The 26,651-nt window shown below is 46.1% G+C and carries 21 protein-coding genes; 12 read left to right on the top strand and 9 right to left on the bottom strand.

Annotated elements, in window-relative coordinates:
* Positions 1-28: 28 nt before the first annotated feature.
* From ACUALS_RS16525 to ACUALS_RS16515, 3 genes are all read right to left on the bottom strand, one after another.
* Entirely contained in the window at positions 29-3,148 is a 3,120-nt protein-coding gene (locus tag ACUALS_RS16525) for an efflux RND transporter permease subunit (RefSeq protein WP_454449886.1), read from the bottom strand.
* 9 nt (positions 3,149-3,157) lie between these two features.
* Positions 3,158-4,303 (bottom strand): efflux RND transporter periplasmic adaptor subunit, encoded by a 1,146-nt coding sequence (locus ACUALS_RS16520; protein WP_454449885.1) that lies wholly within the window; start codon positions 4,301-4,303, stop codon positions 3,158-3,160.
* A 436-nt stretch (positions 4,304-4,739) separates the two neighbouring features.
* Entirely contained in the window at positions 4,740-4,892 is a 153-nt protein-coding gene (locus ACUALS_RS16515; protein WP_005476051.1) for a hypothetical protein, read from the bottom strand.
* 143 nt (positions 4,893-5,035) lie between these two features.
* On the opposite strand from ACUALS_RS16515, the gene ACUALS_RS16510 reads away from it, so the two are divergent.
* Positions 5,036-5,521 (top strand): HAD family hydrolase, encoded by a 486-nt coding sequence (locus ACUALS_RS16510; RefSeq protein WP_454449884.1) that lies wholly within the window; start codon positions 5,036-5,038, stop codon positions 5,519-5,521.
* Between the two features lie 26 nt (positions 5,522-5,547).
* On the opposite strand, the gene ACUALS_RS16505 is transcribed toward ACUALS_RS16510, so the two are convergent.
* The 4 genes from ACUALS_RS16505 to ACUALS_RS16490 form a co-directional block, all read right to left on the bottom strand.
* On the bottom strand, positions 5,548-6,156 hold the full coding sequence (locus ACUALS_RS16505; RefSeq protein ID WP_454449883.1) for a YitT family protein: 609 nt from the start codon (positions 6,154-6,156) through the stop codon (positions 5,548-5,550).
* A gap of 164 nt (positions 6,157-6,320) precedes the next feature.
* On the bottom strand, positions 6,321-7,679 hold the full coding sequence (locus ACUALS_RS16500) for a GGDEF domain-containing protein (protein ID WP_005476116.1): 1,359 nt from the start codon (positions 7,677-7,679) through the stop codon (positions 6,321-6,323).
* A 2-nt stretch (positions 7,680-7,681) separates the two neighbouring features.
* Positions 7,682-8,680, bottom strand: coding sequence for an ABC transporter substrate-binding protein (locus ACUALS_RS16495; RefSeq protein ID WP_454449882.1), 999 nt, complete (start codon positions 8,678-8,680; stop codon positions 7,682-7,684).
* A gap of 179 nt (positions 8,681-8,859) precedes the next feature.
* Positions 8,860-9,510 (bottom strand): Qnr family pentapeptide repeat protein, encoded by a 651-nt coding sequence (locus ACUALS_RS16490; RefSeq protein WP_038136368.1) that lies wholly within the window; start codon positions 9,508-9,510, stop codon positions 8,860-8,862.
* A 318-nt stretch (positions 9,511-9,828) separates the two neighbouring features.
* On the opposite strand from ACUALS_RS16490, the gene ACUALS_RS16485 reads away from it, so the two are divergent.
* Both ACUALS_RS16485 and ACUALS_RS16480 read left to right on the top strand, forming a co-directional pair.
* Positions 9,829-10,305 carry a peptide-methionine (S)-S-oxide reductase gene (locus ACUALS_RS16485; protein WP_454449881.1) on the top strand — a complete coding sequence of 159 codons (477 nt, stop codon included), beginning with the start codon at positions 9,829-9,831 and terminating at the stop codon, positions 10,303-10,305.
* A 57-nt stretch (positions 10,306-10,362) separates the two neighbouring features.
* Complete coding sequence (locus ACUALS_RS16480) at positions 10,363-11,238, top strand: AEC family transporter (RefSeq protein WP_454449880.1); 876 nt, start codon at positions 10,363-10,365, stop codon at positions 11,236-11,238.
* On the opposite strand, the gene soxR is transcribed toward ACUALS_RS16480, so the two are convergent.
* Positions 11,233-11,676, bottom strand: coding sequence for a redox-sensitive transcriptional activator SoxR (gene soxR, locus ACUALS_RS16475; RefSeq protein ID WP_038136366.1), 444 nt, complete (start codon positions 11,674-11,676; stop codon positions 11,233-11,235). The genes ACUALS_RS16480 and soxR overlap by 6 nt on opposite strands.
* Before the next feature lie 215 nt (positions 11,677-11,891).
* On the opposite strand from soxR, the gene ACUALS_RS16470 reads away from it, so the two are divergent.
* From ACUALS_RS16470 to ACUALS_RS16445, 6 genes are all read left to right on the top strand, one after another.
* Positions 11,892-13,169 (top strand): HD domain-containing phosphohydrolase, encoded by a 1,278-nt coding sequence (locus ACUALS_RS16470; RefSeq protein ID WP_334474111.1) that lies wholly within the window; start codon positions 11,892-11,894, stop codon positions 13,167-13,169.
* Positions 13,170-13,186: 17 nt separating this feature from the next.
* The gene (locus ACUALS_RS16465; RefSeq protein WP_454449879.1) at positions 13,187-14,779 is read left to right on the top strand and encodes a bacteriohemerythrin; all 1,593 of its coding nucleotides are present in this window, start codon (positions 13,187-13,189) and stop codon (positions 14,777-14,779) included.
* 105 nt (positions 14,780-14,884) lie between these two features.
* A complete protein-coding gene (locus ACUALS_RS16460) occupies positions 14,885-17,098 on the top strand; it encodes a phosphotransferase (RefSeq protein WP_454449878.1) in 2,214 nt (737 codons plus the stop codon).
* Positions 17,099-17,509: 411 nt separating this feature from the next.
* Positions 17,510-17,821: a helix-turn-helix domain-containing protein gene (locus ACUALS_RS16455; RefSeq protein WP_038136351.1), complete on the top strand. Its 312-nt coding sequence runs from the start codon at positions 17,510-17,512 to the stop codon at positions 17,819-17,821.
* Positions 17,822-18,056: 235 nt separating this feature from the next.
* Entirely contained in the window at positions 18,057-19,211 is a 1,155-nt protein-coding gene (locus tag ACUALS_RS16450) for a substrate-binding protein (RefSeq protein ID WP_454449877.1), read from the top strand.
* Positions 19,204-20,994 (top strand): GGDEF domain-containing protein, encoded by a 1,791-nt coding sequence (locus tag ACUALS_RS16445; protein ID WP_454449876.1) that lies wholly within the window; start codon positions 19,204-19,206, stop codon positions 20,992-20,994. The genes ACUALS_RS16450 and ACUALS_RS16445 overlap by 8 nt, the downstream gene beginning before the upstream one ends.
* Positions 20,995-21,037: 43 nt before the next feature.
* Here ACUALS_RS16445 and ACUALS_RS16440 read toward each other — a convergent pair whose 3' ends face one another.
* Positions 21,038-21,232, bottom strand: a complete 195-nt coding sequence (locus ACUALS_RS16440) for a hypothetical protein (protein ID WP_038188631.1) — start codon at positions 21,230-21,232, stop codon at positions 21,038-21,040.
* 389 nt (positions 21,233-21,621) lie between these two features.
* Between ACUALS_RS16440 and ACUALS_RS16435 the strand changes: the two genes are divergently transcribed.
* The 3 genes from ACUALS_RS16435 to malE all read left to right on the top strand — a co-directional run bounded on the left by ACUALS_RS16435 (position 21,622) and on the right by malE (position 26,630).
* Positions 21,622-23,418: an alpha-amylase family glycosyl hydrolase gene (locus ACUALS_RS16435; protein WP_454449875.1), complete on the top strand. Its 1,797-nt coding sequence runs from the start codon at positions 21,622-21,624 to the stop codon at positions 23,416-23,418.
* Complete coding sequence (gene malZ / locus ACUALS_RS16430) at positions 23,415-25,268, top strand: maltodextrin glucosidase (RefSeq protein ID WP_454449874.1); 1,854 nt, start codon at positions 23,415-23,417, stop codon at positions 25,266-25,268. The genes ACUALS_RS16435 and malZ overlap by 4 nt, the downstream gene beginning before the upstream one ends.
* 183 nt (positions 25,269-25,451) lie before the next feature.
* A complete protein-coding gene (gene malE / locus ACUALS_RS16425; protein WP_454449873.1) occupies positions 25,452-26,630 on the top strand; it encodes a maltose/maltodextrin ABC transporter substrate-binding protein MalE in 1,179 nt (392 codons plus the stop codon).
* Positions 26,631-26,651: the final 21 nt, after the last annotated feature.

The raw sequence follows: 26,651 nt of genomic DNA, 5'->3' as shown, positions 1-26,651 counted from the left end.
AAGGCGGAGAACAACTCCGCCTTTGATATTAGTTGGTTAGTGCTGGTTGCTTACGGCTGAACAACCGTTTGATGCGACGAAAAACATTTTTAATGTCTTCCAACATCAAGTAGAGACAAGGCACCAGTAGCAGGGTAAGCAAGGTAGCAAACAGAACGGCAAAGCCCAGTGCCACCGCCATAGGAATCACGAACTTGGCCTGCAAGCTGGATTCAAACATGATCGGCAATACCCCAACAAAAGTGGTAATGGACGTGAGTGTAATCGCTCTAAAGCGAGCACATCCAGCTTCAATCACAGCTTGCTTGATCGCCACGCCTTCGCTTCTCACCTTATTGACATAATCGGTCATCACCAACGAGTCGTTAACCACTACCCCCGCCGCCGCAATCAAGCCAAAGGTGGACATCATGCTCAGGTCAAGGCCAAACCAGTAGTGTCCCCATATTGCGCCAGTGAGACTAAATGGGATCACCGACATAATGATCAGTGGCTGGGTGTAGCTCTTGAGTGGAATGGCCAACAGCATGTAAACAATAATCATGCCTGCGACAAAGAAGATTTTCTGCTCATCTTGTTGAGCTTGCTGCTCTTCAATGGTGCCGCCAAGCTCACTCTTCACGCCCGGATATTTAGCAAGGATCTGAGGAATGATTTCCCCGTTGACTTTCTCCACCACCGCACCGGGTTCGACCAGTTCCTCATCAATTGAGCCGTATACATAGACGCTTCGGAATCCTCCTTCGCGGCGAATGGTACTTACCCCTGGTTTCTGAGTGATTTCGACGACATCCCCAAGCATGACTTTTTTGCCTTCCGGAGTTGTAATGATGGCGTAACGCAATGACGAGAACGCTTCGCGAGTCAGCTTAGGATAACGAACCATCACTTTAATCTCTTCACCATCACGAAGAACTCGTTGCGCTTCACCTCCGTAGAAGCTTCCGCCAACCTGACTGGCGATATCAAACAAATCCAAGCCTAAGTCGTACGCCACTGGCGCAAGAGACAACAATACCTCTTGGCTTCCGGCATCAATAGAAGAGGAGATATCAAACAAGCCTTCTTGTTGCTTAAGCGTTACGATCAGCTCTCGCCCTGCTTCATTCAATGTGTCGATGTCAGAGCCAAATAGCAAGAATCCAAACTCATCCCCTTTGCCGTCATCGTTAACATTGTCCGATATCGTCAGCGTCTTTAGACCGGCAATTGCAGGCATTTGCTCACGCCAACGTCTGGCGAGCTCGAAGGTGTTAAACGGTCTTAGCTCCTCATCCACTAACGGAATCACCAAGCTCCCTTGTTTACGCCCTTCATTGAAGGTCAAGATATCCTTGATCATCTTCTGACCGGTTTCTTCGGCGATCACGTCATCAATTGAAAGCACCGTGCTCTCAATCTGTTTTAACGCTGAGATAGTTTGCTCACTCGACACATTGTCATTCATTACCAGCTTAATGCTGGGAAAATCATGAGGCACTTTAGGCGAAGGCACGATACGCACATAGTTCGCCATCACCATTGCAATACTGATGACCAACAAAGCGACAAAGCCACTAAACACGCTCCAACGCCAGTGCGTGCATAGCGTGACAAATCGTTTGTACGGACCATTAACAAAGCTGAAGAAGCGAGTATTGAATCGATCGCGCCAACTCCCCTTCTTAATCGGCTTGAACTTTGAGTGCGCCAAGTGAGACGGTAAAATCAGTTTTGATTCGATCAGGCTGAATAACAGACACAAGATCACAATTGAGGCGATGCCGAAGAAGAAGGCACGCTCAATCCCTTTGGACATCATGAAGGGAGCAAACACCGCAATCGTGGTAAGCACGCCGAATGTCGCAGGGGTTGCGACACGTCTTACGCCACGAACGACATTGTCGACTCCGCCGCCGTTTTTCTCGATTTCAGTGTATGCACTCTCACCGATGACAATGGCGTCATCAACCACGATACCGAGCACCATGATGAAGGCAAACAGGGACACAATGTTGATACTCACGCCAATCGCTGGCATCAACATAACCGCACCCAAGAAACAAACCGGTAAGCCAACCATCACCCACATCGCCAGTTTGAAGCGTAAGAATATACTCAACATCAATGCGACCAATACCGCGCCTTGAAGTAAATTCTTCAGCATCATATCGAGACGCGCATTAAGGTAGTACGTCATGTCGACCAAGGTTTTGATGGTCAAATCCGATGGCAACGCTTTGTTTTTCTCTTCGATGTAACTCTTCACCGACTCTGCGACTGCCACCATATTTTGATCTTTGGTCGCTTTCACTGAGAGGTAAATGGCATTTTCACCGGAATACTTAAAGTATCGATCGTCTTCGGTAAACCCATCTTTGATGGTGGCAATATCTTGAAGTAAAACCTTGCCCCCATTGGCGCCTATTTTGACGGGGATTTGGCGAAACTCTTCGCCGCTGTAGTATTGATTTTCAATACGCACGGAGATCATCCCTGCGTTCGTGCGCACTTCACCCGCAGAATAGTTAGCCGAATAACGTTGAATCGCCTTGCTGACATCATTCAACGTTAAGCTGTATTTTTGCAGGATGCGTGGTTCGATCTCGATTGCGATCTCATATTCAGGCGCGCCCAACTCCACCAAAGCGACATTATTGAGTTGCAGCAGTTCATCTTCAATTTGCTTGGCAATTGGTTTTAGTTCAAGCAGCGAACGATTACCAACAATCGCCATTTCAATCACGTCTTGTCGAAACTCGAATTGGTAGACCTGTACCGGCTCCATTCCTGCGGGGAAGTTGGCGATAGAGTCGACTTTTTGCTTCACTTTGTCGAGAACGTCTTCGATCTCCTCATCCACGTCTATCTCAAGTTCAATTGAGCCATAACCACGACTCGCGGTTGAGATCGCTTTCTTGATGCCCGTAACATCCTTAAGCGACTCTTCGACCTTGATTAAGATGCTCTCTTCGATTTCTTGCGGCGACGCACCTGGATACTGCGCACTTACATTGATGTAGTTCACTTCAATATTGGGGAACATCTGCCTCTGAATGAAGAAAAAGCTCGCAGTTCCTACAATCAGAATGAACACCATCAATAAGTTCGCCGCCACCGAATTGTTGGCGAAATAAGCAATTAAGCCCTTTTGCTTAGTCTCTTCCATGTGGCGCTCCTAGAAAATAATCGCTTCATCTGACACGTTAACATCAACAAGCAGACCTTTTTGCGGATACTCCGGAACGGTCAGCACGATTTGGTCTTCATCTGAGAGACCTCCCGCAATCAACATAAACTCTTTTTCTGCTCTCACTACGTTGACCGTTCTTGGCTCTAGTTCGTTGTTCTCATTGACTACCCAAACCTGCTGATTGTTGACCAACTCTTGTGGCAAGCGATAGATTTGCTCCAGCTCTTTGCCAACAAACTGAACCTCGACATAAGAACCGAATTTAACTGGCGTCTTGTCTGAGGCGATCCCATAAGGGTCTTCCACTCTTACGACGACGTTAATCATTCGGGTACTCGTGTCTACCACGCCAAGATCGCGCTCAATCGCGCCTTCACGTTCAACCGTGTTTAATCCTCGCAACAACACTTTCGCTGGGAGACCGGCATAGGTTTCAGGTAAGAACGCGCTATCAAATCCAGCAATCGGAATGTGGATCTCTCCCGCTTCAACGTTATTAAGTGTCGCGACATGCGCCCCTGCGGTAATGAACTGACCGACACCAATATCTCGAGCAACGACCAAGGCGTCGTAAGGGGCGACCACTTTACAGTTGTCTAGGTCTCGCTTGGCGCGTTTCAATGCCGCTTGTGCTGATTTAACTTGTGCGGTCGCACTCAACACCTGAGGTTTGCGTAGGTAGAGATCTGTGACCTGCTTTTGAGGAAGATTTTTGGCTTGGCGCTTAGCGACTTCTGCCTTCGCTTTCTCTTCGATCAGCATTGCCTGAGCACTCGCCAATTGCGCTTGAGCTTGAAGAACCGCCGCTTGGTAGTTGTCGCTTTCTATCTCAAACAACACTTCTCCACGTTTGACGACGCCACCGACAACAAAGTTACGGTGCCAACTGATCACTTCACCGGAAACCTGTGCAGAAAGTTGGGTTACCTCAACAGGTTGTAGCTCTCCGTGGCTCGAGATAACAACGTTATAGTTGCTTGAGCGAATCGGTGAAACGGTAACAACTGGCAAGCTCTTGTTTGGTTTATCCGAATCAGGCTCTGGTTCGGTTGACGCAATCGCACTGTAGCCTCCGTATGCCCCGGCTAAAATGACACATGGCAGTAACCAACGTAACGACTTAGATATCATGACTATTCCTTATCTAGGTATGGTGCATAGCATTCTCTGACGCTGAGCGTGCGCTAAGAATGAGAATTATAATTTTTATACGTTCAGACTCATGCTTCGACATCAATAGAATCAAAACTATCCATAAGAATGAGAGTATTTATAGAACTCATTAATATTGATTTAGCCGCTCAGAACTTCCAGCTATACAGCAAAGTACATGCCACTAGATGAATTTATAATAATCAACCACTTATAGTATGAAATATCTCATTTAAACTATAGACATGGCGAATATAAAGCAGTTTAGGTATTTTTCACCAGTATCAAGTTCGGCATATTGGTGAGAGATCAGCAAGAAAGAAGAGAATGAAGAGTATAAACAGCAGAAATGAAAAAGGAGCCTGTAAGAGGCTCCTTCTAGAATGCTTGGATTTCCAAAGAGTTTAGGAATCGATTAAGCTTTTTTTAGGCTTTTCACTGGGTAAGTCAGAGTCATGCCGTCAACGCTAACGCGAATGTACGCGCCGCCACTGCTAATACCAACAACGACCATTTGGCCTAGATCGATACCTTGTGTAGCCACTACTACATCATCAATAGAAAACATATTAAACACCTTAAAGAAAGACGATGAAAATCTAGGTGCGTATTTAATATGAACTGCGCCTCATGTACTAATCGGGTATTTTGTCGTTAGGATAAGATTTTGTATTCATATACTTAACGCTTAAGTACGGCAAAGGAATCACAATGAAAAACTTGGATGTAATCTACCTATTTGATTGGGGCAACACCTTGATGTTCGATGACCCAACCCAACACGGCAAGATGTTACATTGGCCAACCATCTTAGCAATGCCGGGGGCAAAAGAAACGCTGAAGCACCTTTGCGCTTCCCACGCCATCTATGTTGCCACCAACGCTCAAGACTCAAACGAATCAGAAATACAGCAGGCATTTCAACGCGTAGAGCTGGATCAGTACATCAGTGGTTATTTCTGCAAAGCCAATCTAGGGATTGATAAAAATGATTCTGCTTATTACTCACGCATTGCTGAAAAACTTAATGTGCGCTGCAATCAGCTTGTCATGGTCGGTGATACGCTCGAGAAAGATATTGTTCCCGCATTAGCCGCGGGGTGCCAAGCCATCTATCTAAACCGAGAAAACAGGAAGGTGTCAGGCGCAATTTCACAGATTCACTCTTTGGACGCGCTCATTAACAAAACGGCTTAGCATCATGCTAAGCCGTTAATTATTCTTTAGGCGTTGCTCGGTTGAGGCTGATATCGGCCAGGCTTGTGATTCATCGCTAAGATGAGGTTGGTGGCAACAGCACCTAGTATAGACAGCGCAATCAGGGACACATCAACAATGAACAGCGACATCACTACAATCGAACAGTCTAGCGCCATTTGAACCTTGCCAGCGCGAATGCCGAAACGCTCTTGGAGGAAAAGCGCAAGGATGTTAAATCCACCTAAGCTCATTTTGTGGCGGAAGATGACTAACATACCAACGCCGATTAGACCGCCACCAATCAAGGCTGCGTACAAGGGGTCGATTCGCGCAATTTCAATCACGTTGTGCAAATGGTCCACGGCCAAAGAAACGATGGAAACCGCAATAAAGGTGTTAATCGTAAATCGCCATCCCATCCGCATCACGGACAATATATAGAAAGGTAGGTTCAAGGCAAAGAAAACTTGCCCAAAGCTAAAGTCGGTCACTTTCGTCAAAAATATTGCTAAACCTGCGGTTCCACCAGTAAGCAGCCCTACTTGGCTAAAAAAGATGACTCCAAGTGACACCAATGCACTGCCTAAAGTGAGTGCAAGTAAATTTTCTCGTAAGCTGTGTTCATTATCCATAATGTACTATCCCTGTATAACTGGCTTAAAAAGCAGACATAAGCCAAAACAGGGATAAGATGTCTATTATTGGAACTAAAGTCGAGTGACTAAGGCCATAAAGCATTTATAAAAGATGTTAAATTTTATTTACACCTAGGCTGTCAGGATACTTAGCGGTTGAATCAACTGGGGTGTTTTCTAACCTGAGCGAGCTCCACAACATCACTTGTGGAAGATTGACACTGCATGGTTTCGCCATCGTAACAGCAAGGTCCTTTTACGTGCTTGGAACGATACATGGCTTCGTCTGCCATGCTAAGCAGTACTTCTTTGTTTCTCGTACTGTCGGGGAAGTGGCTCACGCCAATACTGGCGCTGATCGACAGCTCTCGCCCATTGAAACCAATCGGCTCACAGATGGCTTGCATAATTTGCTCGACCTTTTGCGGTAGAATGTCAAAATTGTTCAGCAAATCGAGACAAATCACAAACTCATCGCCCCCTAGTCGCCCCACAAAATCTGACTGACGAATCGCGTTGCTCAATCTGTTTGCCACGTTGACTAAAATGGCGTCTCCCGCATCATGCCCGTATGTGTCGTTGACCACCTTAAAGTCATCAAGATCAATAAATAGAATCGCCAATTTGCACTTGGTTCGATTGGCTTTCACGATCGCATTTTCGAGCGATTTATCGAATGCGCGGCGATTGTATAACCCCGTTAGCGGATCATGCTCTGAAAGGAAAATCAATTGCTCGTGCTTTTTCTCCAGCTGCATGGTTTGGCGTTTCACCTCTTCTTCTAACTCATGTTTGGTCACCGTTGATTCACGCAGCGAGATAGTCATTTGGTTAAAGAAAAACGCGATTCCTTTAAATTCAGAGTCCATGGAAGCGGTGTCCACTTTTGCTTCGAGATTGCCTTTGGCCAACGCAACAATGGCTTCTTTGACCGACTCGGCATCGGATTTGAAACGCAGCAAAATGAGCCAGGCAATAAAACTGACCAGCAATGAACAAACTATCAACCATGCCGCGGCGGATTTCATGACATTAGAAAGGTTGCTCGCGCTTCGGTCGACCACCACTTGGTGAACATGCGCCAACTCTTCGGTCATGTTCTGTACAATCATGTTGTAGCGCGAATGAAGTAAACCAAACGCATTGATCCCCTCCTCGCTTGCCACGTCTCGGTCATAGAGTTGCTTCTCTTGGGTCAATAAGGCTTGTAAGCTTTGGTTCATCCTTTGCAAATTGTCGAATCGAGCGCCCTGTTCGCCATAAGCTGTGAGCTGCGTGGCAAGCTCAGCTTGGGCATACTCTACCTGCTTAAGACTGGATTGATCGCCAAACTGCAGAAATACCCATAACTGGCTGCGAAGTAGGTCAACTCTTAGTTGAAGGTCAATGATGGTATCAAGCTCAGATTTGGTCTGATTTTGTTCGCTGTTAATCTTGGCAAACGACGCCACAATCAGCAGCGTCAACAACATGGTGGTTGTCGACAGCAGAAACAGTTTTTTAAACAGTGAACTGATCATCGCTAATATCTCTGCAAAGTAGCCTGTTGGTAAGGACGAGAATAGAAAACGTCACGAAAATCTGGGTTCGGACCCGCGACAAGTCCCGCTTCGTCCGCCCAGCGGGCTTGAAACTGTAAGTTAGACAATAACGAATTACCCAACGAGAGCCGAAACACGTAATCTTGCCAAGACCATTCCACTTGATTAACCGGAATGTTAAGCCGCTCCGCGACTAAAATACGTGCTTGCTCTGGATTGATATTTATCCATTGAATCGCCTCATTTAGTGCGCTAAGTAACCGAGTTGGTTCGTCTCCAACAAACTCAAGGTAAGGCGTAGTAGAAAGAAGATTGAACGAGATTTGATACACCCCGCGAGTACCTAGATTAATGACTTCAGCAGCAGAGTGAAGGTTGGCTTGATACCCCATTGGCTCCCAAGCAGAAATCGCTTCAACTCGGTAAGAAAGCAAAGCAGGAACGAGATCATTGGCGTCTAAGTAGACTTTCTCCACATCCAACCCTTTTAGATCATTAGCCAGCAGAATGGAATCAAAGTAAAACTCGCTTGCGGTTCCCTTTATAAGGCCGACTCGCTTACCTTTAAGTTGAGCAACATTACGGATGTTGTTTGGCCCCAAAGTGAGCAACTTGAGATCATTGTCTGACTCAACAAACGACACCAACAAAGCAAGTTCATTGTGCTCGTGACTTTGAAACATCACTACCGATTCTGAGGCGGTGGCATAATCTACGTTGTGGTCTAGCATCAGCTGTGTGCACGCACTGCCAGAAACGCAAGGAAAGAGGCTAACGTCGAGAGAATGTTTTTCGAACAGTTTGAGCCTTTCAGCAATAAGAAAAGGAGACGCTGTCGGAGTCAAGGAGACTCCAACCCGAACCGTCGACATTTCTCCTTTCTGCTTTGAAAGAAGAAAGTACCCTGTCGCTCCTATTAAAAATAGACACACTGAACCTAGCCAAAAGCTCTTGCGTTGTAAAAGCAGCATGTTCTCCATACTTATTTTTTATGCAACCGAAACTTTTATTACATTAGCCTATGATTTGAGTTGCACATCAAAAATCACATCGTAATGAAGAAATCTTGCTACACAATTGCTTTAAACGTGTATTCCGTCACAAAAGGTTGGAAATTAACGACATGGTTATAGAATTTGATACAGGTAATTTTGACTCGTCAAAGAAGAATAATCCCAAGTTGGGACAGCAGTTGCTCTTGCTGCCAATCGCAGATCTTCGCGCCGAATAACGACACTCTCCGGACATCGACGCCTTCAAGGTCAACGTGGGCTAGGTTACACTCTTCAAAGTTGGCGCTTTCCCACTGCTCAGAGCTGAACTCACCACTAGACAGATCGGCGCCTTTGAAGTTAACACCAAATAGGTGCGCGCCATTCCAACGATTCTCAAATAGTTCGCACTTTTCCAACACTGCGCGCTCAAAGTTTGTGTATGAGAGATTGCATCGTGTTATGTATGCTGAGCAAAAATAGGCTTTATGACTGATTCGGTTGGTGAAATTCGCTCTAACAAAGTTGGCACCTTTCAAATCGCAGTCTCGCATTTCGATACCAAAACATTCCGCTGAGACAAATTGGCTCATCGCCAACTGACATCCTTTAAAACTGGCATCCCTTAGATTGGCATGGTTAAAGCTACACCCTTCAATCGCACCTGACTCAATAAAGCGGCAGTCAACAAATTGAGCCTCTCTTAAGTCGGCATACTCAAAACTGCAGTTGTAAAACTTACACGCTTCAAATACGGCTGAGTGAAGCTCTTGTTTTGAAAAGTCTTGGTTTATGTATGTCTGTTTGTGTTGGATCATATTCCCTCCGTTTAAGAGTCGACAACCTAGCATCTTCCTCACCGTTTAAGCCAGCTTCATAAGTGCATGAAAAACATAGCAATAAAAATCGCTCAAATCGCCAATTTAAGGCACCAAATACGCACGCTAAGCCCTCTGTTTTTGTTTTTTGATATGCGCATATCACTCATTTATTTTCTGCATCTTTAAAAAGTGTTAAAACGATCACACATCACCCGAAGAATTTATCGACATCAACAAACAAATAACCGTTACAGACTTGCCTATTATCAAGATTTTGCTCTAATTGATTCACTGTTTAATAATGATAAAAACACAATGCAAACAATCTATCTCGCAGGTGGCTGCCTTTGGGGTGTTCAAGAATTTTTAAGGCATCTACCGGGCGTAATATCGACCCAAGCAGGAAGAGCGAACGGGACAAGCTCAACAACTAATGGCCCCTATGACGGATACGCTGAATGTGTTCGGGTTGAATTCGATCCCACCCAAGTGAGTGTTGTCGAGCTGGTTGACTATTTATTTGAGATCATCGATCCATACAGTCTCAATCAACAAGGCAACGACGTCGGAGAAAAATATCGTACTGGCATTTACAGTGACGATCCCGCACATTTGTCGGCGGCGAAGCGCCATATTGTGCAGCGAGAAGACAGCGATCGTATTGTGGTAGAGATAAAACCACTGACAAACTACGTCAAAAGTGACGATGAACACCAAGATAGGCTATCTCGTTTCCCTAATGATTATTGCCATATCCCGATCTATTTGCTGCACAAATACCGAGAAAACTAGTCACCCAATTACAAAAAGAGATACGCTGATGTCGCGTACAAGCGGAGCTTAACCCCTATGCTGCAACAAGTTGTTGGTATCCTATTCCCCGTGTTTGCTTTGATTGCAGTGGGCTTTTCCGTCGGCCGTTGGCTTAAACCTGACTTTCGCCCCATTAATCGAATCAACATGGATACCTTCACGCCGGCATTAGTGTTTTCATCCCTCGTGTCGATGCCACTAGATACCCAGCAGCTTCCTCTACTTTCGGCATCACTCATCGCGGTACTGTTACCCGGAGTTATTATGTTGTTTTGGTGCCGAGTGTCAGGACTGAACTTTAAAGCATGGGCACCGCCGCATATGTTCAGAAACAGCGGCAATCTAGCGATCCCTCTATTTACTTATACGTTTGGTGATACGGCACTTGCCCCTGCGGTTTTGCTGTTTGTTGTATCAGCATGTATCCATATTAGCCTTGGGCTCGCCTTACTAAGCGAAGGCAACCCATTTAAGCAAATCATAAGAATGCCTATTTTTCTCGCCGCGGCATTGGCGCTCACGATCAACTTGCTGGGGATGGGTGTGTGGGCTCCCCTCTATGAGGCAACAGCTCTGCTCGGACAGGCAGCGGTTCCTGTCATGTTGCTTTCACTCGGCGCGCAAATGTGCAACATGAGATTAAGTGGCTTAAAGGTCGGCTTGCTCTGTACCTTACAATCGCTGATTACAGGTGGCATTGCGTTTGCCACCATCTATACGTTTGTCCCGCTGCCAAAGTTGGAGTTGCAGATGATGGTGCTTTTTTCCATGCTCCCACCTGCGGTGATGAACTATCTGTTTGCTGAGCGTTTTAGTATCGAGCCTGTCAATGTGGCCTCTATGGTCTTGTTTGGCAACTTTTTCAGTATTTTAACCTTGCCGATACTGCTGACGTTTGCACTCTCGCTATGACCACTCTTCTGGGTTAGTCAGCATGGTTTTTCCTTGATACGCTTCTGCGCGAATGTCTTGTGGATTGTATATCGCACAAGATTTCATCGATAAACAGCCGCAACCAATACAACTACCGAGATCGTCTTGCAGGGCTTTCAACTGAAGAATTCGGTGTTCTAACATCGCCTTCCACTCAGACGCCATCTCTTCCCATTGCTCTTTGCTTGGGGCTTGATGCTTGGGTAGATAAGCTAATGATTGAGCAATTTCTTCTAAAGTCAGCCCAACCTCTTGAGCCGCTTTGATCACCGCGACACGGCGAAGAACACTGCGGTGATATCTTCGTTGGTTACCTTGGTTCCGCCAACTACTGATTAACCCTTTCTGCTCGTAAAAATGCAACGTAGAGACCTTAACTCCCGCCCGTTTCGCCACCTCGCCAACACTCATATCCATATCCGAACTCCTTAACAAATCCATTTATTCCTCAAGTTTACTTTAGGTATACCATTACGCCTAGATCAGTGATCGCACTTTCGACGTACCCTACATTTTCGCCAAGCTGTTGAAAACTTGAGAGTACGCTGAGCCAGTTGGTTAAAAATTACCGCCGTATCATTGAGAGTTTCCTAAACTAAAGTAAGAATACAAAAATAGTCAGGAAGGCGAATATGGAAGCCATTGGAAATATCAACAATGAGAGCTTTTCAGTAGACTTAAAACACGCTCTCATCTGGGTGGCGCGGGCGCTCGATTATGTGGGCGTTGATGACATTCACCACAATCATCGAGTTGGGTACATCAGCTATGAATGCGCTAAACTTCTTAACTGGGACGTTAAAAAGCAAGAGTTTTGCTTTTTAGCGGGTCTGATTCACGACTGTGGCGTCTCTCAAACGGAAGAGCACACCAAGCTGGTGAGCAAATTCAAACCTGACGATCCCAGCATCCACTGCATTCACGGCTACCATGCACTGAGAAAATGCAACATCCTTGCTCAGTTTGCGAATATTGTCCGCCACCACCATACGGCTTGGGATATCTTGGAAGGCATTCACTTATCGCCTTTCGAAAAAGACATTGCGGCACTTATCTTTATTGCCGACCGACTCGACGTACTACGCGCCCGACATCTAGACAACGAGCATAGCGATCTCATCACTCTCAAAAAACGCAGTATCGCCGAACAACTGCGCCAATATAAAGGAACGCTTTTTCGTCCGGATTACATTGAAGCCATGTCTGAACTGACCAACAGAGATGGTTTTTGGTTTTCAATGGAGCCAGAAAACATTGAAGCCATTCCTTTGAGTTTCACTCATCTTGATTGGCTCCAGCAAGATTTAACCATTGACAACCTTGTCGAGCTCGGCACTTTTATCGCTGGTATTGTGGACGCCAAAAGCCCCTTCACCTACCAGCATTCAATCAAAGTGGCTGAACTGTGTAAGTTTCTCGCCACAAGGTTGAAGCTGCCTGCCAAAACGACCGAACAGTTGTACGTTGCCGGCCTTGTTCACGATATTGGAAAATTGCGAACGCCAGACGAAATCCTTCATAAGCAAGGGAGCTTAACCAAGGAAGAGTACACTCGCATCCGCAGGCACACCATAGACACAGAAATCGCTCTAAAAATGGTGTTCCCCGGTTCAAAAATTGGTGAGTGGGCGACCAACCACCATGAGCGCATTGATGGCAGCGGTTACCCCAACAATAAGCAAGGAGACGAGCTTGACCTCCCCTCACGTATTATCGCGATCGTGGATGTGTTTCAGGCACTGTCACAAGACCGCCCCTACCGTAGCCGACTATCAAAAGAAGAGATCGTCGAAATCATGTACCCGATGGTTAAGCGCAATGAGCTCGATAAAGATGTCTATCATTGCTTAGAGGCTCATCTAGAGCAGTGTTATCAACTGTCTACGGACTTGTCTATGAACGCTATCTAACCGATAGAGAGGTAAACATGTACCACCGCTTGATCGACAAACTCACCCATTTATCGGCGCTGCAAATCGTTGTTTTCTGTCTCGTACTGGCATTACCTGTGACGCTATATCTCGCGGCCACCAGCGCGTGGTTGGCGCTCCTTCTTGTTCTTATTTACTGTCTCTGCTTGGCCATTATCTTAAGCTCAATTACCCAGATTCTGCTTCAAGTGAAAGCCGCCGCGACGCACCTTTCCGAAGGGGACTTAACCCAAAGAATTGCCCACCAGCCGGGCGTGACTCCACCGATTTACCACACCATCAATCGAATCGGTTCTGATATTTCGCGGACAATCCATGCCCTAGGCAAATCGACTAAGCACCTACTAGACGTGGCGGACACTGTGCAAAAGGACTCTCAGGCGTCCAAATCAGGCGCGATTGGACAAAAACAAGACGTCGATAAAGCGGAAATCATCATTCGTGAACTGTCCGACATCACCCATCAAGTGTCCGATCACTGCGAGACGACCGCAACGGTCGCCAACCAAGCAAAACGCCAAGCGGATCAAGGCACGCGCGACATGATAGATCTCGAAAACGCCTTGGACAGTGCCAATCAACACATCGACAACTCGAACACACATTTTGAATCCTTGATGGCAGAAACAGCGCAAATCAGTCAAGTCATGGAGACCATCAGCGGCATCGCCGAACAAACCAACCTTCTCGCCCTTAATGCCGCGATAGAGAGTGCTCGGGCGGGAGAACAAGGACGAGGATTTGCAGTCGTGGCCGACGAGGTTCGTAATCTCGCAATGCGCACCCAAGAAGCAACAGAAGAGATACGCACGAAGATCACCAATCTGCAAAACAAAACCAATGATGTCATGCAAACCATGCAAGAGAACAAGTCCAGCATGCTTCATTCACTCGAAATTGCCTCAACCGCAGAAAATACCTTCAAAGCTCTGAATGAACAGATTGAGGAAATCCAATCCCTAGGCAAACAAATTGCCGCCTCTTCCGAGCAGCAGACAGCGCAAACCAATGAACTCAGCCAGTGCCTGGATCTGATAGCGTCTGAATCGGAAAACAACGTCAAATCAACTCAAGAAACCTTGATCGCCAGTATCACAGTGCGAAACCTGTCAGGCGAAATTGATTCGCTGCTACACCGCTTTGCCATTAATCCTCATCAGGTTGAGCAAGAAGATGGGCGTCGGGATCGGTTGATGGACTGGAGCGACAATCTGGATATCGGCATCGAAGAGATCAATCGTCAGCATCAAACACTGCTACATTTGGTCAATGAACTCCATCACCTCCTCCATAACAACTACGGTTTGGCCTCGATCAAACGCGTTGTTCAAGGGCTTATTGACTACACCGCCAATCATTTCACCTATGAAGAAACCCTATTCGATCAAGTTGAATACAGCCAAAACCAGCAGCATAAGGAGAAGCACAAAAAGTTGGTCAAAGAAGTGCTTGAGTTCCAACGTCGAGTTGAGAAAGGAGAAGAAGTTGGCGATGAGTTAATGCAGTTTCTTAAAAACTGGTTGGTTCAACATATCATGCGAGAAGACAAAGCCTACGCCGATGAGTTCAAACACGGAGGCATTAAGTAAAGAAACCGAGATTAAGGAGAAATGTATGTATTTACCATGTGAGATGGTTAAGCCAACACACCTATTTTCCATACCCTACTGATTGGAAGACAGTTAACGGTGCCTTTGCAGCTATCACCAAAAGACAACCAAATTCCAGACATCGATACTCTTTTTGCTGAAGAACAAGTGTTCGCCCTAGTCAAAGAGGTGCTCGGCTGGTCGAACGTGACCGAGCTCCGACGCGAATACCTCAGATACAAACCAAGCAGCAGTTGCCTATGCCTCTACCAGATAAAACACAATGAAAGACACTTTCTATTTTATCTAAAAGCGTATTCCGACAAAGTTAAGGTCGATAAAGCGCAGCAAAAAAACCAATCTGGCAGCCTTTTTGCCGAAACGCATAGCCATGTCATCGAAACGGGTAACCTTGTCTTCAATCGATATCCCTATGACACACGCTTACCCGCGCTAGAGCGACTTGTCGATATCACAAGGCGTCGTGATTTACTGCAACGCGCTTTTTTCAACTCTACCGATGCAGACAATACGCTGCTCACGCCATTACAGTACAAGCCAGAAAGACGCTTTGTCGCCAAATTGACCTTGCAGGATGGAACGCCTTTGGTGGTCAAACTCTATACTCCTGAGCGATACAAAACGCTAAGTGTGAGTTATTTAAAGCGTCAAAACAGTCCGTTTGGCAACATCGTAGGTAAAAGCGACAAACACTGCATGCTCATTTATGAATGGGTTGAAGGCTCGCCGCTCAATCAAGAAGATCCCATGACCACAGACCAGCTTAAACATTATTATCTGTGTGGAGCGCGCCTAGCGGAATTTCATCATCGAACGGTATCGAAAAAAATACGGGCTGTGGATACCCGCCACTTTGCCAGCCTGATTCAAAACCATGCCCAGTCTATAACCCAAATACTTCCGCAACAGAGTTCACTCACCTTATGGCTCGCCGATCAACTCGCTCAACAAGTCACATCAATTGAAGACGAGAAGTGTTTTATTCACGGCGATTTTTACGCCGATCAGGTGCTCGTCACATCAGAACGAGTCGAGTTTATCGACTTTGATAATCTCACAACTTGGTTTAGTGCATTCGACTTGGGTAACTTTCTCTCTCATTTACGTTATAAGTCGGAGATAGGTTTAATCTCAAAAAACAATTACGCCAAAATCGCACATATCTTTCTTGATGGGTATTTGCAAAAACGAAACGCAGATCGACGTCAAATCGACCTGTTTGTTGCAATTGGCGTATTCCAACTTATCTATCATCCGCTAAGATTTGGGCTCGCTGATTGGCAGTTCGCTTGCCAACGATTACTCACGGCGACCTTTGCTTACTTAACGCAATCTCTAGATACCCAAGACTCGTTCCGCCATTTGGTGGCGCGCTGTCTGGACGCACGCATTGTAGAGCAGCAAATCAAGGCTCAAACGACAACGCCCTTATCAATTGAACACGCAACCTTGGTGAGATTCAAAGACGATAAACGAGCCATCGTCGAATACTCGACCGCCGATGGCAGTCCGGAGGTGATTATCGGGAAAATTCGAGCCAAAGGATTAGACAAACACAGCTGGAAAACTCAATCCACTCTGTTCCAAGGAGAGTTCGGAAACAAAGCCGCAGATAATATTCATGTCCCCGAGCCACTATTTACGATGCGAGAACTGAACATGTGGTTTCAAAAGAAAGTCGCGGGGGACAACGTGTTTAAACCATTTTGTGAAAACGTCGAACCAGCACTTGCTCACCAATTGGCGCTTGCGCTATACAAACTTCACAATACCGAGTTACCTCTTAAAAAAGAACACACGACAGGTAAAGAGTTAACGATCTTACATGACGGTTTGCACAAAGTAGCAGAGCAGCAACCTAGCCTAGAAAATCGACTGCGTGCACTGTTCCAGCAAAGCATCACCCTGAGTGAACAGCTTTTAGCATCCGAGTTGAAACCTATTCATCGAGATTTCTACCATGACCAAGTGCTGTGGGATGGACACAAACTGCACTTGCTTGATTTCGACCTAATGTGTCTGGGTTCTCCATACCTAGATCTAGGAAACTTCATCGCCCATATACAAGAACAATGCCTGCGCGTGTATGACGATCCTCTCTTTGCCCAACACAATATCAACCAGTTTGTAACACGCTATCTTCTCCTTTGCGGACACAGTGACGCAGAGAGAGAAATAGAGATCTACCGAGTCCTCAGCTTAATTCGACATATATCGATCAGCCAACGAATTCCAGAACGCCGGAAGTTTACTGGAAGTATTATCACGCTTTGTGAGGATCAAATTAAAAGTTTGTAGAATAAAATAAGTCAAACTATTTGATCAATATTTAACCACCAACCACTTTCACCCAACTCGTAATCGCCAACAAAAAACAATTTATATTTAAAAATCCGCGAAGATCAGTTTTATATATCTAAACGAAATAACCATTCCAATATTGACAATGTCTATTGTCGACGTCATTTGTAGAATTAACCTAGTACTAAAGCATTAATTTTCAAATACTTTGATCTCAACATGATAAAACTAACAGTAAAAAGTTTGGCTATATAATTAAATCTAAGCTAGATCTATTACTTATAGTTACCCCGCTCCTTTACAATCAAAATAATCCACCAAAGACATCAGATCTAAAAATTCCTTAGTAATTTATCTAATGCTATAAGGTTAATATAAACATGCTACTAATATGGAGGTGCCAACTGAATGACTAGCCCATTACCTAGACGGCTAAGATCTATTAGAAAACAACAAGGAATAACCCAGGAAGAGCTGGGAAATAAACTAGGGATGGAGCCGGCAGGCGCAAGTGCACGAATCAGTCAATACGAAACAGGAAAACATGCTCCAGATTACGCCACCATAAAGCGTATTTCTGAAGTGCTTAATGCACCTGTTGCCTATTTCTATTGTGAAGATGACTTAATGGCAGAGATCGTAATTCAAGTGTCGAGCTTACATACACTCACCAAAATTGAAATACTCGATTTTATCGACACTTATGACCCCGCCAATTAGTCGACTGGCATCAGGCAGGTAACCAACAATAAGCCAACGTTCTTTTGCCACTAGATCGATCACTTTGTATGTGCGCGGCTAAGTCTCAGCAATGTTAGAGGCGAGAGAAGACAGAGTGTTGGCTCAAACAAACTAAAGGGGTTACACCCGTTTTCTCTCTCCATCTATTACCTTCTCGATGTCTTAGCCTAGACTATAACTATGGCGTTAAAAACTATAAGAAATAACCAATATTATGAAGATTCAAAGCTTTCTTTTATCTCTGCTTGCACTGCTCAACACCAGCTGCTCTCCTGAGAAAAGCAGCATCAAACTCGGGGCTGTACTGCCGCTGACTGGCACCTTTGCAATCTATGGTGAACAAGCCTTAAAGGGTGCGCAACTTGCGGTTGATGAAATCAATGCCAATGGGGGCGTTTTAGGACGTCCACTTGAGCTGATTGTCCGCGACAACCAAACCAACCCAGCGAAAAGCGTTAAGCTCAGCCGAGAGCTGATTCAACAGTACCAAGTATTCTCACTACTCGGCCCAGTTAGTAGTGCTTCACGCTACGCCATGACAGAAGTCGCAGAGGAGTTCCAAACCCCTCTTTTTTACGGGATTGATTATGAAGGACGCCATTTTAGCCGTTACCTCATTTGCTACAGTACCATTCCTGAACACTACATTGAGCCAATTGTTCCTTACCTAGTTAACAATGTCGGCGACAACTTTTACATTTTCGGCTACGACTACATATGGCCGCACCGTATGTCAGAACGCATTGTTGAGTCGGTAGAAAAGCACAACGGCAAAGTATCAAATACCGAGTTCACGGCCTTTGGTGTCGGAGACTACACGCCAGTTTTTGAGCGAATTAAGCAATCACAAGCAAACAACCTCATGCTGATTTTGCCCGGTCAAGACGGCTTCAACTTCCTAAATCAAATGGCATCATTCGATTTTGAACGCGAGATACAGGTCGTCGCTTTTGCTGCAGACGAAACCTACCTAACTAACCTTCCCTCCTCTGCGCTCGACGGCGTGCTCACCGCATTGCACTTTTTCAGTAGCTTAGAGGCAACCGCCGCTCAATCTTTTGTTACCAACTATCAAAAACGCTTTGGCCAAGAGTCGGTGGTGACCTATTCCAGTAAAGCGCATTACGATCTTATCTATCTGATTGCTGCCTCACTCGAAGAGGTAGGAGAAGTCGACAAAGAAAAGCTGATCGATGCTTTGCCTAATACCACCCTGTACCTTGGTGATTCGGAGCTTAGAGTGAGAGAAGACCACCACGTCGATCTCCCTATGTATCTGGCGCAGTTTCGTGATAGCTCTCTATCCGTGATTAAAAACCTTGGCACCATCCGACCCGGCGATCAGCGAAGTAACAGTGCTAATGAATAAACTGCGGACCAAAGTCTTTTTCATTCTTCTCCCGCTGGCGGCGAGCATACTCGGTTTTGGTTACGCGTATTATCAATCGCGAGAAGCGTTAACCATCGATCATATATTCCGCTCTAGTCAGCTTTCCGCGCTGTTGGGTGCCAATGAGATCAGCCACTATATTGAGGGTAGGTTCACCGAGTTTGATCGCCTAAGTTCAGCAATGTCACTTTGCCAAGAACCATCAATATCTTGGGCAGAGGTCTCTTCCAATGCGCTTAGCTTTAGTCGCGGTTTTTCGGCGCTGATGATTTCAGACCTATCAGGAAGGGTGCAAAACTTTCATCTTTCTTCCAATAAGAGTAATCGTTACATCTTGAGGCAAGATCTTAGAAATGCTCGAGTATTACCTGCGGAAACCATTGAGTTGCTCAATGGAGCCTTTGAAGAGTGGCAAGTTAATTACCCAAGGAATATCGCGCTAGAACAAAGTACTTTGAAGAAACTCAACGAACTGCAAGAACATGGTGAAGCTAACTCTCAAGCGAATCGAGACCTAAGCAATCAACTGAGCAGATTGCGAGAGAAACGAAATCTTCCCAAACAAGTCGTCAACCTCGCCTCAACAGAAGTGGTGTCTCGTCTTGGTCTGATTTTCGACAATGAAACCTACTTTTTCTCAAGACCTTTAATCGACTGCAATAAGGAACTTATCGGTTATTACACGGCTGTTCTGGATCGAACGCTTATCGAAGACCAACTTTTCGATATTAAACGCTCACTCACCGAGAGTGGTTTAGAGTATGTCGATGTTTTCGTAGTGCGAAATGATAGCCTGGCCTCTCTGTCACGCTCTAACTACATGCGCTTAGATCAACTCAAGCGAAACGGGCTGAATGAAGTTATAGAGCCCGTGTTTCGAGAAGATCTGGGGGGCATCATGATCAACCAGCCGATTGGAATCAATATCAAGCAACACCTTGTCTTTCATGACAATATCAATCTCAAAAACGGCAAACACTCCGTCACTCTCGTCGTCTTTGTCTCTAAGCAAGAAATTGATAAGCAAAACCAAACTCTGATTCGTGAAATCTCAGTGTATTTAGTATTAGCTGCGCTGTTATTTGTTGGGCTCATCAGCTATCTGTCTCACTATATCGCCTCACCGATTACTGATCTTCGAAGACGAATTTCAACGTTATCACGCATGGGGAAAGCCGATACAAAGTTCAGCAATCGCGACGATGAGATCGGTGATTTGTTTCAAGCATTCTCGGATATGGCGTCCAAGATAAAACAAAAAGAAATGCAGCTTACTCGGTTAGCTCGTGAAGACCCACTCACTGGCATACTCAATCGACGTGCGCTGGTTGACGGTGCTGAAGAGATACGCCGCCTCGCCAGTTCTTGTTACATCTGTATGATGGATTTAGACCACTTCAAACAAATTAATGACCAGTGCGGCCACTCTGTGGGTGACGATGTACTGGTCGCATTTTGTGACGCGGTCGCTAAGGAAACTCGAGAATCGGATATGTTTGGCCGACTTGGCGGGGAAGAGTTCGCTCTGTTGTTGCCAAACACCACACTGCGCGAGGCGGCACAAATCGCTGAGAGAATACGCGTCCGAGTTGAACGTGATCTCGCGGAGAAGCTCTGTTCTAGCCACACCCTCCCTGTAACCGTCAGTATGGGGTTGGTCAGTTGGCCTAACGAAAAAGCATTCACCCAAGTTCTAGACCACGCAGACAAACTGCTCTACAAAGCCAAACAAAGTGGCAGAAATCAGATCGTCGCAGAATAAAAAAACTCGCCACGTGTGTGGCGAGTTTTTTAACAATGATTGGTTAAGCGTCTATCGACAAACCAATTTGACTGAGCTTAGATTTGAACTCATCAATACTGCTCGCTTGGTAGGTTGGAGCGCCGTTAAAATATCTCGGTTTTTCAGGAAGCATCGCGTTTTTTAGCGTATTTTCTTGTTCAAGATCATCGTGGTAGACCGTGACGCGATTTGGAATGTCCTGTTTTAATGTCGCCATTCATGTTCTCCTTTTCTTCTGACGTTGTTCCCAATTAAGGTTAGAAAAGAACGCTTTGATGTCAAAATCAACGAAAGTAGTAATCAGAGAAACCAGATCGATTTAATTACATGAATTTATTGGTTTTATTCTTCTGAAATCAAGCTAAGTCCCATCTATCCAATTATCCAAATTGTGAGCTTGAATCCACTATTCATTTCTTTGATTACGCGCCTTTGCATTGCCCGCTTTTTGTCTGAATAACATGGACATGACCACAGCGCTTATAATTACTACTCAAGTCACACTTTCGTTTTCTACGCCCCCAAATAGATGCAAAGGGATGAGTAGAGAAAAGCAGCCTTGTTTTAGCCTGCGAATAACGTTGAAACGAGGAAGATGCATCTCAAATGAAAAAAGCCAACATCTACCAAGTCTTTACCCGCCTCTTTGGCAACACCAATACCAACAATAAGCCGTGGGGAACCATCGAAGAGAATGGTGTCGGCAAGTTTAGCCATTTCTCAGACCGCGCATTAAGTGAAATTCACAAACTGGGGATCACGCATATTTGGTACACAGGTGTCATGCACCATGCACTAATCAACGACTATCGCGAGTTTGGTATCACCGATGATCACCCTTCGATAGTCAAAGGTCGTGCTGGATCTCCCTATGCCGTTAAAGACTATTATTCCGTCAACCCAGATTTGGCGGATGACCCAAGCCGTCGCAATCAAGAGTTTTATGATCTGATAGCGCGCACCCATCGTGCTGGCATGAAGGTGATTGTCGATATCGTGCCAAATCATGTCGCGCGCGTGTATCAAAGTCTGAACAACCCTGAAGGAGTGGAAGACTTTGGCGCGAGTGATGATACCTCTGTCTCCTATCGACGCGACAACAACTTCTACTATCTGCCAGAGCAAGCGTTTAAGTTGCCAGAACAACTCGCGACTGAGCCTCCCCTTGGCGGCGAGTCACACCCGAGTAATGAAACGCCCTATACCGAGTACCCGGCCAAGTGGACAGGCAACGGCTCTCGGCTTGCCCAGCCAAATTTCGATGACTGGTATGAAACAGTCAAAGTGAACTATGGCGTTCGACCAGATGGCACAAAAGAGTTCGACATTCTACCGGACGACTACCGCCACAAAGACCACGCTGCCCATTTTGCATTCTGGCAAGATAAGGACGTGCCTGATTCATGGAAAAAATTCCGCGATATCGCGCTGTTTTGGACCGAGAAAGGCGTCGATGGATTTCGTTACGACATGGCAGAGATGGTGCCTGTGGAGTTTTGGAGTTACATGAACGCCTGGATTAAACATCGCAATCCAGAAGCGTTTCTGATGGCAGAAGTGTATCAACCCGATCTATATCGAGATTACATTCAACTCGGTAAAATGGATTACCTTTATGACAAAGTTGACCTGTATGACTCGTTGAAAGCTGTCATGCAAGGTCATGGCTCCACGGGAGAGATTGGCCGCATCCAGCATGAGCTGCGCGATATTGAACACCAAATGCTGCATTTTCTCGACAACCATGATGAGCAAAGAGTCGCCGCTCCAGAATTTGCCGGAAATGCAGACAAAGGCAAACCTGCGATGCTTGTTTCCGCTTGCCTGTCGAGTTCACCGACCATGATCTATTTTGGCCAAGAAGTGGGCGAACCTGGGGCTGAGCTGGCTGGATTTGGCCAACCCTCTCGTACTTCAATCTTTGATTACATCGGCGTGCCACACCACCAGCGTTGGATGAATAATGGCGCCTTTGATGGTGGTCAGTTGAACGCAAGTGAACGAGAGCTGCGACACTTCTATCAAGCCCTACTCAATCTTGCTCATCAAAGCCCTGCACTGTGTGGCGATTACCATGACTTGTACGCGGCCAACTATGATAATTTCGCCCCGATACAAGACAAGCTGTATGCCTTTGCACGCTCCTCAGCTGAACAAAAACTGGTGCTAGTCGCCAACTTTTGTGACCAAAATGGGCGTTCACTTTCACTGATACTGCCACCGGAGGTTATCAGCTCTTGGCAGCTTTGCGATGGAGACTACCGCTGCATTGACCGCCTCAGTGACACTCAGTACACCTTAAAAGTCACCGGAGGTCAGGGTGCGATCGAGGCTCAGTTGCCCCCTTTGGCGAGCCTGTTTCTAGAAATCAACGTTTCACCTAGCGAGGAGTGCCCAGCATGACGAAACCTTTTATTTTTCATGGTCAATCTTCAGACTGGGTAAGTCGACATGACCAGCGACTGACCGTCAGACTTGCGGTCGAAAAAACCGCGGCATTCAACAAAATTGTTGTCCGCCATGAACCAGACAACGAAGAATACCTCGTCGAGATGACGCTTAGCGGCGAAACAGAACATCTCAACTACTGGACAGCAACATTTGAGCTCAATAGTGACCGAGCCATAACTCACTATGTGTTTAAGCTCGTCGCAGACAAGCATCAATACTGGCTGGATGGCAAAGGAGTGAGTCAACGTGTCCCGAGTAAGGAAACTCACTTTAAATTCAACGCCGAACATCAACCACCAGAATGGGTAAGTGAGCAGGTTTTCTATCAGATATTTCCCGATCGCTTTTGCAATGGCAATCCTGATATCAGCGTGAAAGATGGCGAATACCTTGTCTCTGGCGGTCATAAGTCGGTCACCTCAAAAGCGTGGGGCTCGCCTGTCGACACAGAAAATGGCGACGGTGGATGCGAGTTTTACGGCGGTGACTTGTATGGTGTCGAGCAAAAACTCGATTACCTACAAGCGCTTGGCGTCAGCGCCTTGTACCTTAATCCTATCTTTACGGCGCCAAGCAATCACAAGTACGACACGTCAGATTACACGCAAGTCGACCCTCATCTTGGCACCAACGAACATTTCGCCAGCTTGTGTGAAAAACTCCACCAGCGAGATATGAAAATCATGCTGGATGCAGTGTTCAACCACACATCGACTGAGCATCCTTGGTTTAACTTGCAAGGGCTTAGCCCGACGACAGGCGCATACCAAAGCGTTGACTCTCCTTACCGTCACTACTACTTCTTTGAAGGAGAGAGCCAAAACTACATTGGCTGGAAAGGCATACGCTCTCTACCCGTGTTGAACTTTGAGCATCCCGAAGTGCGCGATTATATCTACCAAGGGGAAGACGCTGTCATCAAGCATTGGCTCAAACCACCTTACTGCATTGACGGTTGGCGATTTGATGTAATACACATGCTAGGCGAAGGTGAAGGCGCAAAAAACAACGCGCATTATGTCAAAGCCTTCCGACAATCCGCAAAAGACGTAAACCCCGATTGTTATGTCTTGGGCGAGCACTTTTTTGAAGCGACGCAATGGCTGCAAGGCGATCAAGAAGACGGCGCCATGAACTACTATGGATTCGCCCACCCCGTCCGAGCGTTGTTGGCTCAGCTTGATATTTCGTTTGACCCGATTCAACTCTCGGTCGGCGATTTCCTTGATTGGCAAGCCGAAGCTCGCGCCAAGATCCCGTGGCACAACCAACTGTCGCAGCTCAATCAACTTGATAGCCATGACACCACTCGATTCCTTGATCTCGTGAAAGACGATCCACGCCGCTTCAAATTGGCGGCGACCCTACTGTTTGGTTACGTGGGCACGCCTTGCCTTTATTACGGGACAGAACTTGGTATGCTGGGCAGCCATGATCCGGACAACCGACGCTGCATGCCTTGGGACACCGTTGAAAACAACTCTTACCTTGCTTTCTTCAAGCAACTGATTGCGCTGCGTCTATCAAATCCGGCATTGCAAAAAGGTGACTATATTCCGCTCCATCAAGACAACGAGAGTTTTGTTTTTGCCCGCCAGCTTGGCGACAACACGGTAATCAACGGCTTTAACCTTTCTGACACACCAAAGAGACTCTCGATAGACGTATGGAAAACCGCTGTAACCGACGGTGAGTTTATCTCTTCGCTCTCAGGGCAAAAAACATCGGCTTGTAACGGTCAACTCGCGCTTACCCTTTCACCCATGTCTGGCGATCTGTTGGCTTTGCAACGAGGTAGCTAGAGTTCACATAAATCGGTATTGATATAAACGGCGCAACCTAATCAGTGCGCCGTTTTTGTTGTATATATGATTCCAAGCCCCCATTGATATAGATTTTTCCTATAACTGACTATCGATTATCTATTTTTGTTTTATATGCATTGGGTTTAGATTATCTGCAAACCTAAACAAGGATTGATAATAATGAAAAAGTTCGTGAAACCTCTTTCTCTCGTCGCTCTTGCTGTTATGGCGGCGAGCCCTGTTGCTGCCATGACCGAAGGTGAAATCACTATCTGGATCAATGGTGACAAAAGCTACGAAGGCCTAGCCAAAATCGGTAAACAGTTCGAAGAAGATACTGGCGTAAAAGTGATCGTTCAGCACCCAGAATCACTGGAAGCTCGTTTTGAAAAAGTGGCAGCAAAAGGCATGGGCCCAGACATCATCTTTTGGGCACACGATCGCTTCGGGGGTTATGCAGAAGCTGGCCTTTTGAAAGAAATCAATCCGAGTAAAGAATTCAAAGATAAGCTGGTCGACTTTAGCTGGGATGCCGTCACCGTGAATGGCAAGTTGATGGGCTACCCGATGGCGATTGAAGCACCATCGCTTATCTACAATAAAGACCTACTTCCAGAGCCACCGAAAACATGGGAAGAGTTGGCAGACATCCACAACAAGATGCAGGCACAAAACAAAACCGCCATTATGTGGGATGTGAAAAACGCCTACTTCACTTGGCCAATGATTTCATCGGGCGGCGCATACGCATTTGAAAAAGTCGATGGCGGCTACAACGGTGCGAAAACAGGCGTAAACAACGAAGCCGGTGTCAAAGGCTTGCAGTTCCTTGTTGATATGGTCAACCAAGGTGTCGTTAACCCAGATATGGATTACTCGGTTTCTGAAGCGGCATTTAGCAAAGGCGAAGCTGCCATGACCATTAACGGCCCTTGGTCTTGGGGTAACTTAGACAAGATGGGTGTGAACTACGGCGTTGCCGTTCTACCGACATTAAACGGTGGTAAAGGGAACCCATTTGTCGGTGTATTGAGCGCAGGCATCAACGCAGCGAGCCCGAATGGCGACCTAGCGGTAGAGTTTTTAGAGAACTACCTGTTTGTCGATGAGGCATTGAAAACCATGAATGATGACAAGCCACTGGGCGCGGTGACATTGAAGTCTTTCCAAGCCATTTTAGAGAAAGATGACCGCATTAAAGCGACCATGACCAACGCCGAGAATGGCGAGATCATGCCTAACATTCCACAAATGACGGCATACTGGTTTGCAGAAGGAGCGGCCATCGATAACGCAATGCAAGGTAAACAGACGGTAAAAGAAGCACTCGATACCGCCGCTAAGCAGATCGTTAACTAATTCGTACACCAATACTGTTTT

The sequence above is a fragment of the Vibrio sp. NH-7 genome (assembly GCF_053643215.1).
This window is presented reverse-complemented; position numbering and strand designations above follow the sequence as displayed.

Coding starts and splice junctions, on each gene's coding strand:
- ACUALS_RS16525 (WP_454449886.1), bottom strand. CDS start 3,148: ATGGAAGAGACTAAGCAAAAGGGCTTAATTGCTTATTTCGCCAACAAT.
- ACUALS_RS16520 (WP_454449885.1), bottom strand. CDS start 4,303: ATGATATCTAAGTCGTTACGTTGGTTACTGCCATGTGTCATTTTAGCC.
- ACUALS_RS16515 (WP_005476051.1), bottom strand. CDS start 4,892: ATGTTTTCTATTGATGATGTAGTAGTGGCTACACAAGGTATCGATCTA.
- ACUALS_RS16510 (WP_454449884.1), top strand. CDS start 5,036: ATGAAAAACTTGGATGTAATCTACCTATTTGATTGGGGCAACACCTTG.
- ACUALS_RS16505 (WP_454449883.1), bottom strand. CDS start 6,156: ATGGATAATGAACACAGCTTACGAGAAAATTTACTTGCACTCACTTTA.
- ACUALS_RS16500 (WP_005476116.1), bottom strand. CDS start 7,679: ATGATCAGTTCACTGTTTAAAAAACTGTTTCTGCTGTCGACAACCACC.
- ACUALS_RS16495 (WP_454449882.1), bottom strand. CDS start 8,680: ATGGAGAACATGCTGCTTTTACAACGCAAGAGCTTTTGGCTAGGTTCA.
- ACUALS_RS16490 (WP_038136368.1), bottom strand. CDS start 9,510: ATGATCCAACACAAACAGACATACATAAACCAAGACTTTTCAAAACAA.
- ACUALS_RS16485 (WP_454449881.1), top strand. CDS start 9,829: ATGCAAACAATCTATCTCGCAGGTGGCTGCCTTTGGGGTGTTCAAGAA.
- ACUALS_RS16480 (WP_454449880.1), top strand. CDS start 10,363: ATGCTGCAACAAGTTGTTGGTATCCTATTCCCCGTGTTTGCTTTGATT.
- soxR (WP_038136366.1), bottom strand. CDS start 11,676: ATGGATATGAGTGTTGGCGAGGTGGCGAAACGGGCGGGAGTTAAGGTC.
- ACUALS_RS16470 (WP_334474111.1), top strand. CDS start 11,892: ATGGAAGCCATTGGAAATATCAACAATGAGAGCTTTTCAGTAGACTTA.
- ACUALS_RS16465 (WP_454449879.1), top strand. CDS start 13,187: ATGTACCACCGCTTGATCGACAAACTCACCCATTTATCGGCGCTGCAA.
- ACUALS_RS16455 (WP_038136351.1), top strand. CDS start 17,510: ATGACTAGCCCATTACCTAGACGGCTAAGATCTATTAGAAAACAACAA.
- ACUALS_RS16450 (WP_454449877.1), top strand. CDS start 18,057: ATGAAGATTCAAAGCTTTCTTTTATCTCTGCTTGCACTGCTCAACACC.
- ACUALS_RS16445 (WP_454449876.1), top strand. CDS start 19,204: ATGAATAAACTGCGGACCAAAGTCTTTTTCATTCTTCTCCCGCTGGCG.
- ACUALS_RS16440 (WP_038188631.1), bottom strand. CDS start 21,232: ATGGCGACATTAAAACAGGACATTCCAAATCGCGTCACGGTCTACCAC.
- ACUALS_RS16435 (WP_454449875.1), top strand. CDS start 21,622: ATGAAAAAAGCCAACATCTACCAAGTCTTTACCCGCCTCTTTGGCAAC.
- malZ (WP_454449874.1), top strand. CDS start 23,415: ATGACGAAACCTTTTATTTTTCATGGTCAATCTTCAGACTGGGTAAGT.
- malE (WP_454449873.1), top strand. CDS start 25,452: ATGAAAAAGTTCGTGAAACCTCTTTCTCTCGTCGCTCTTGCTGTTATG.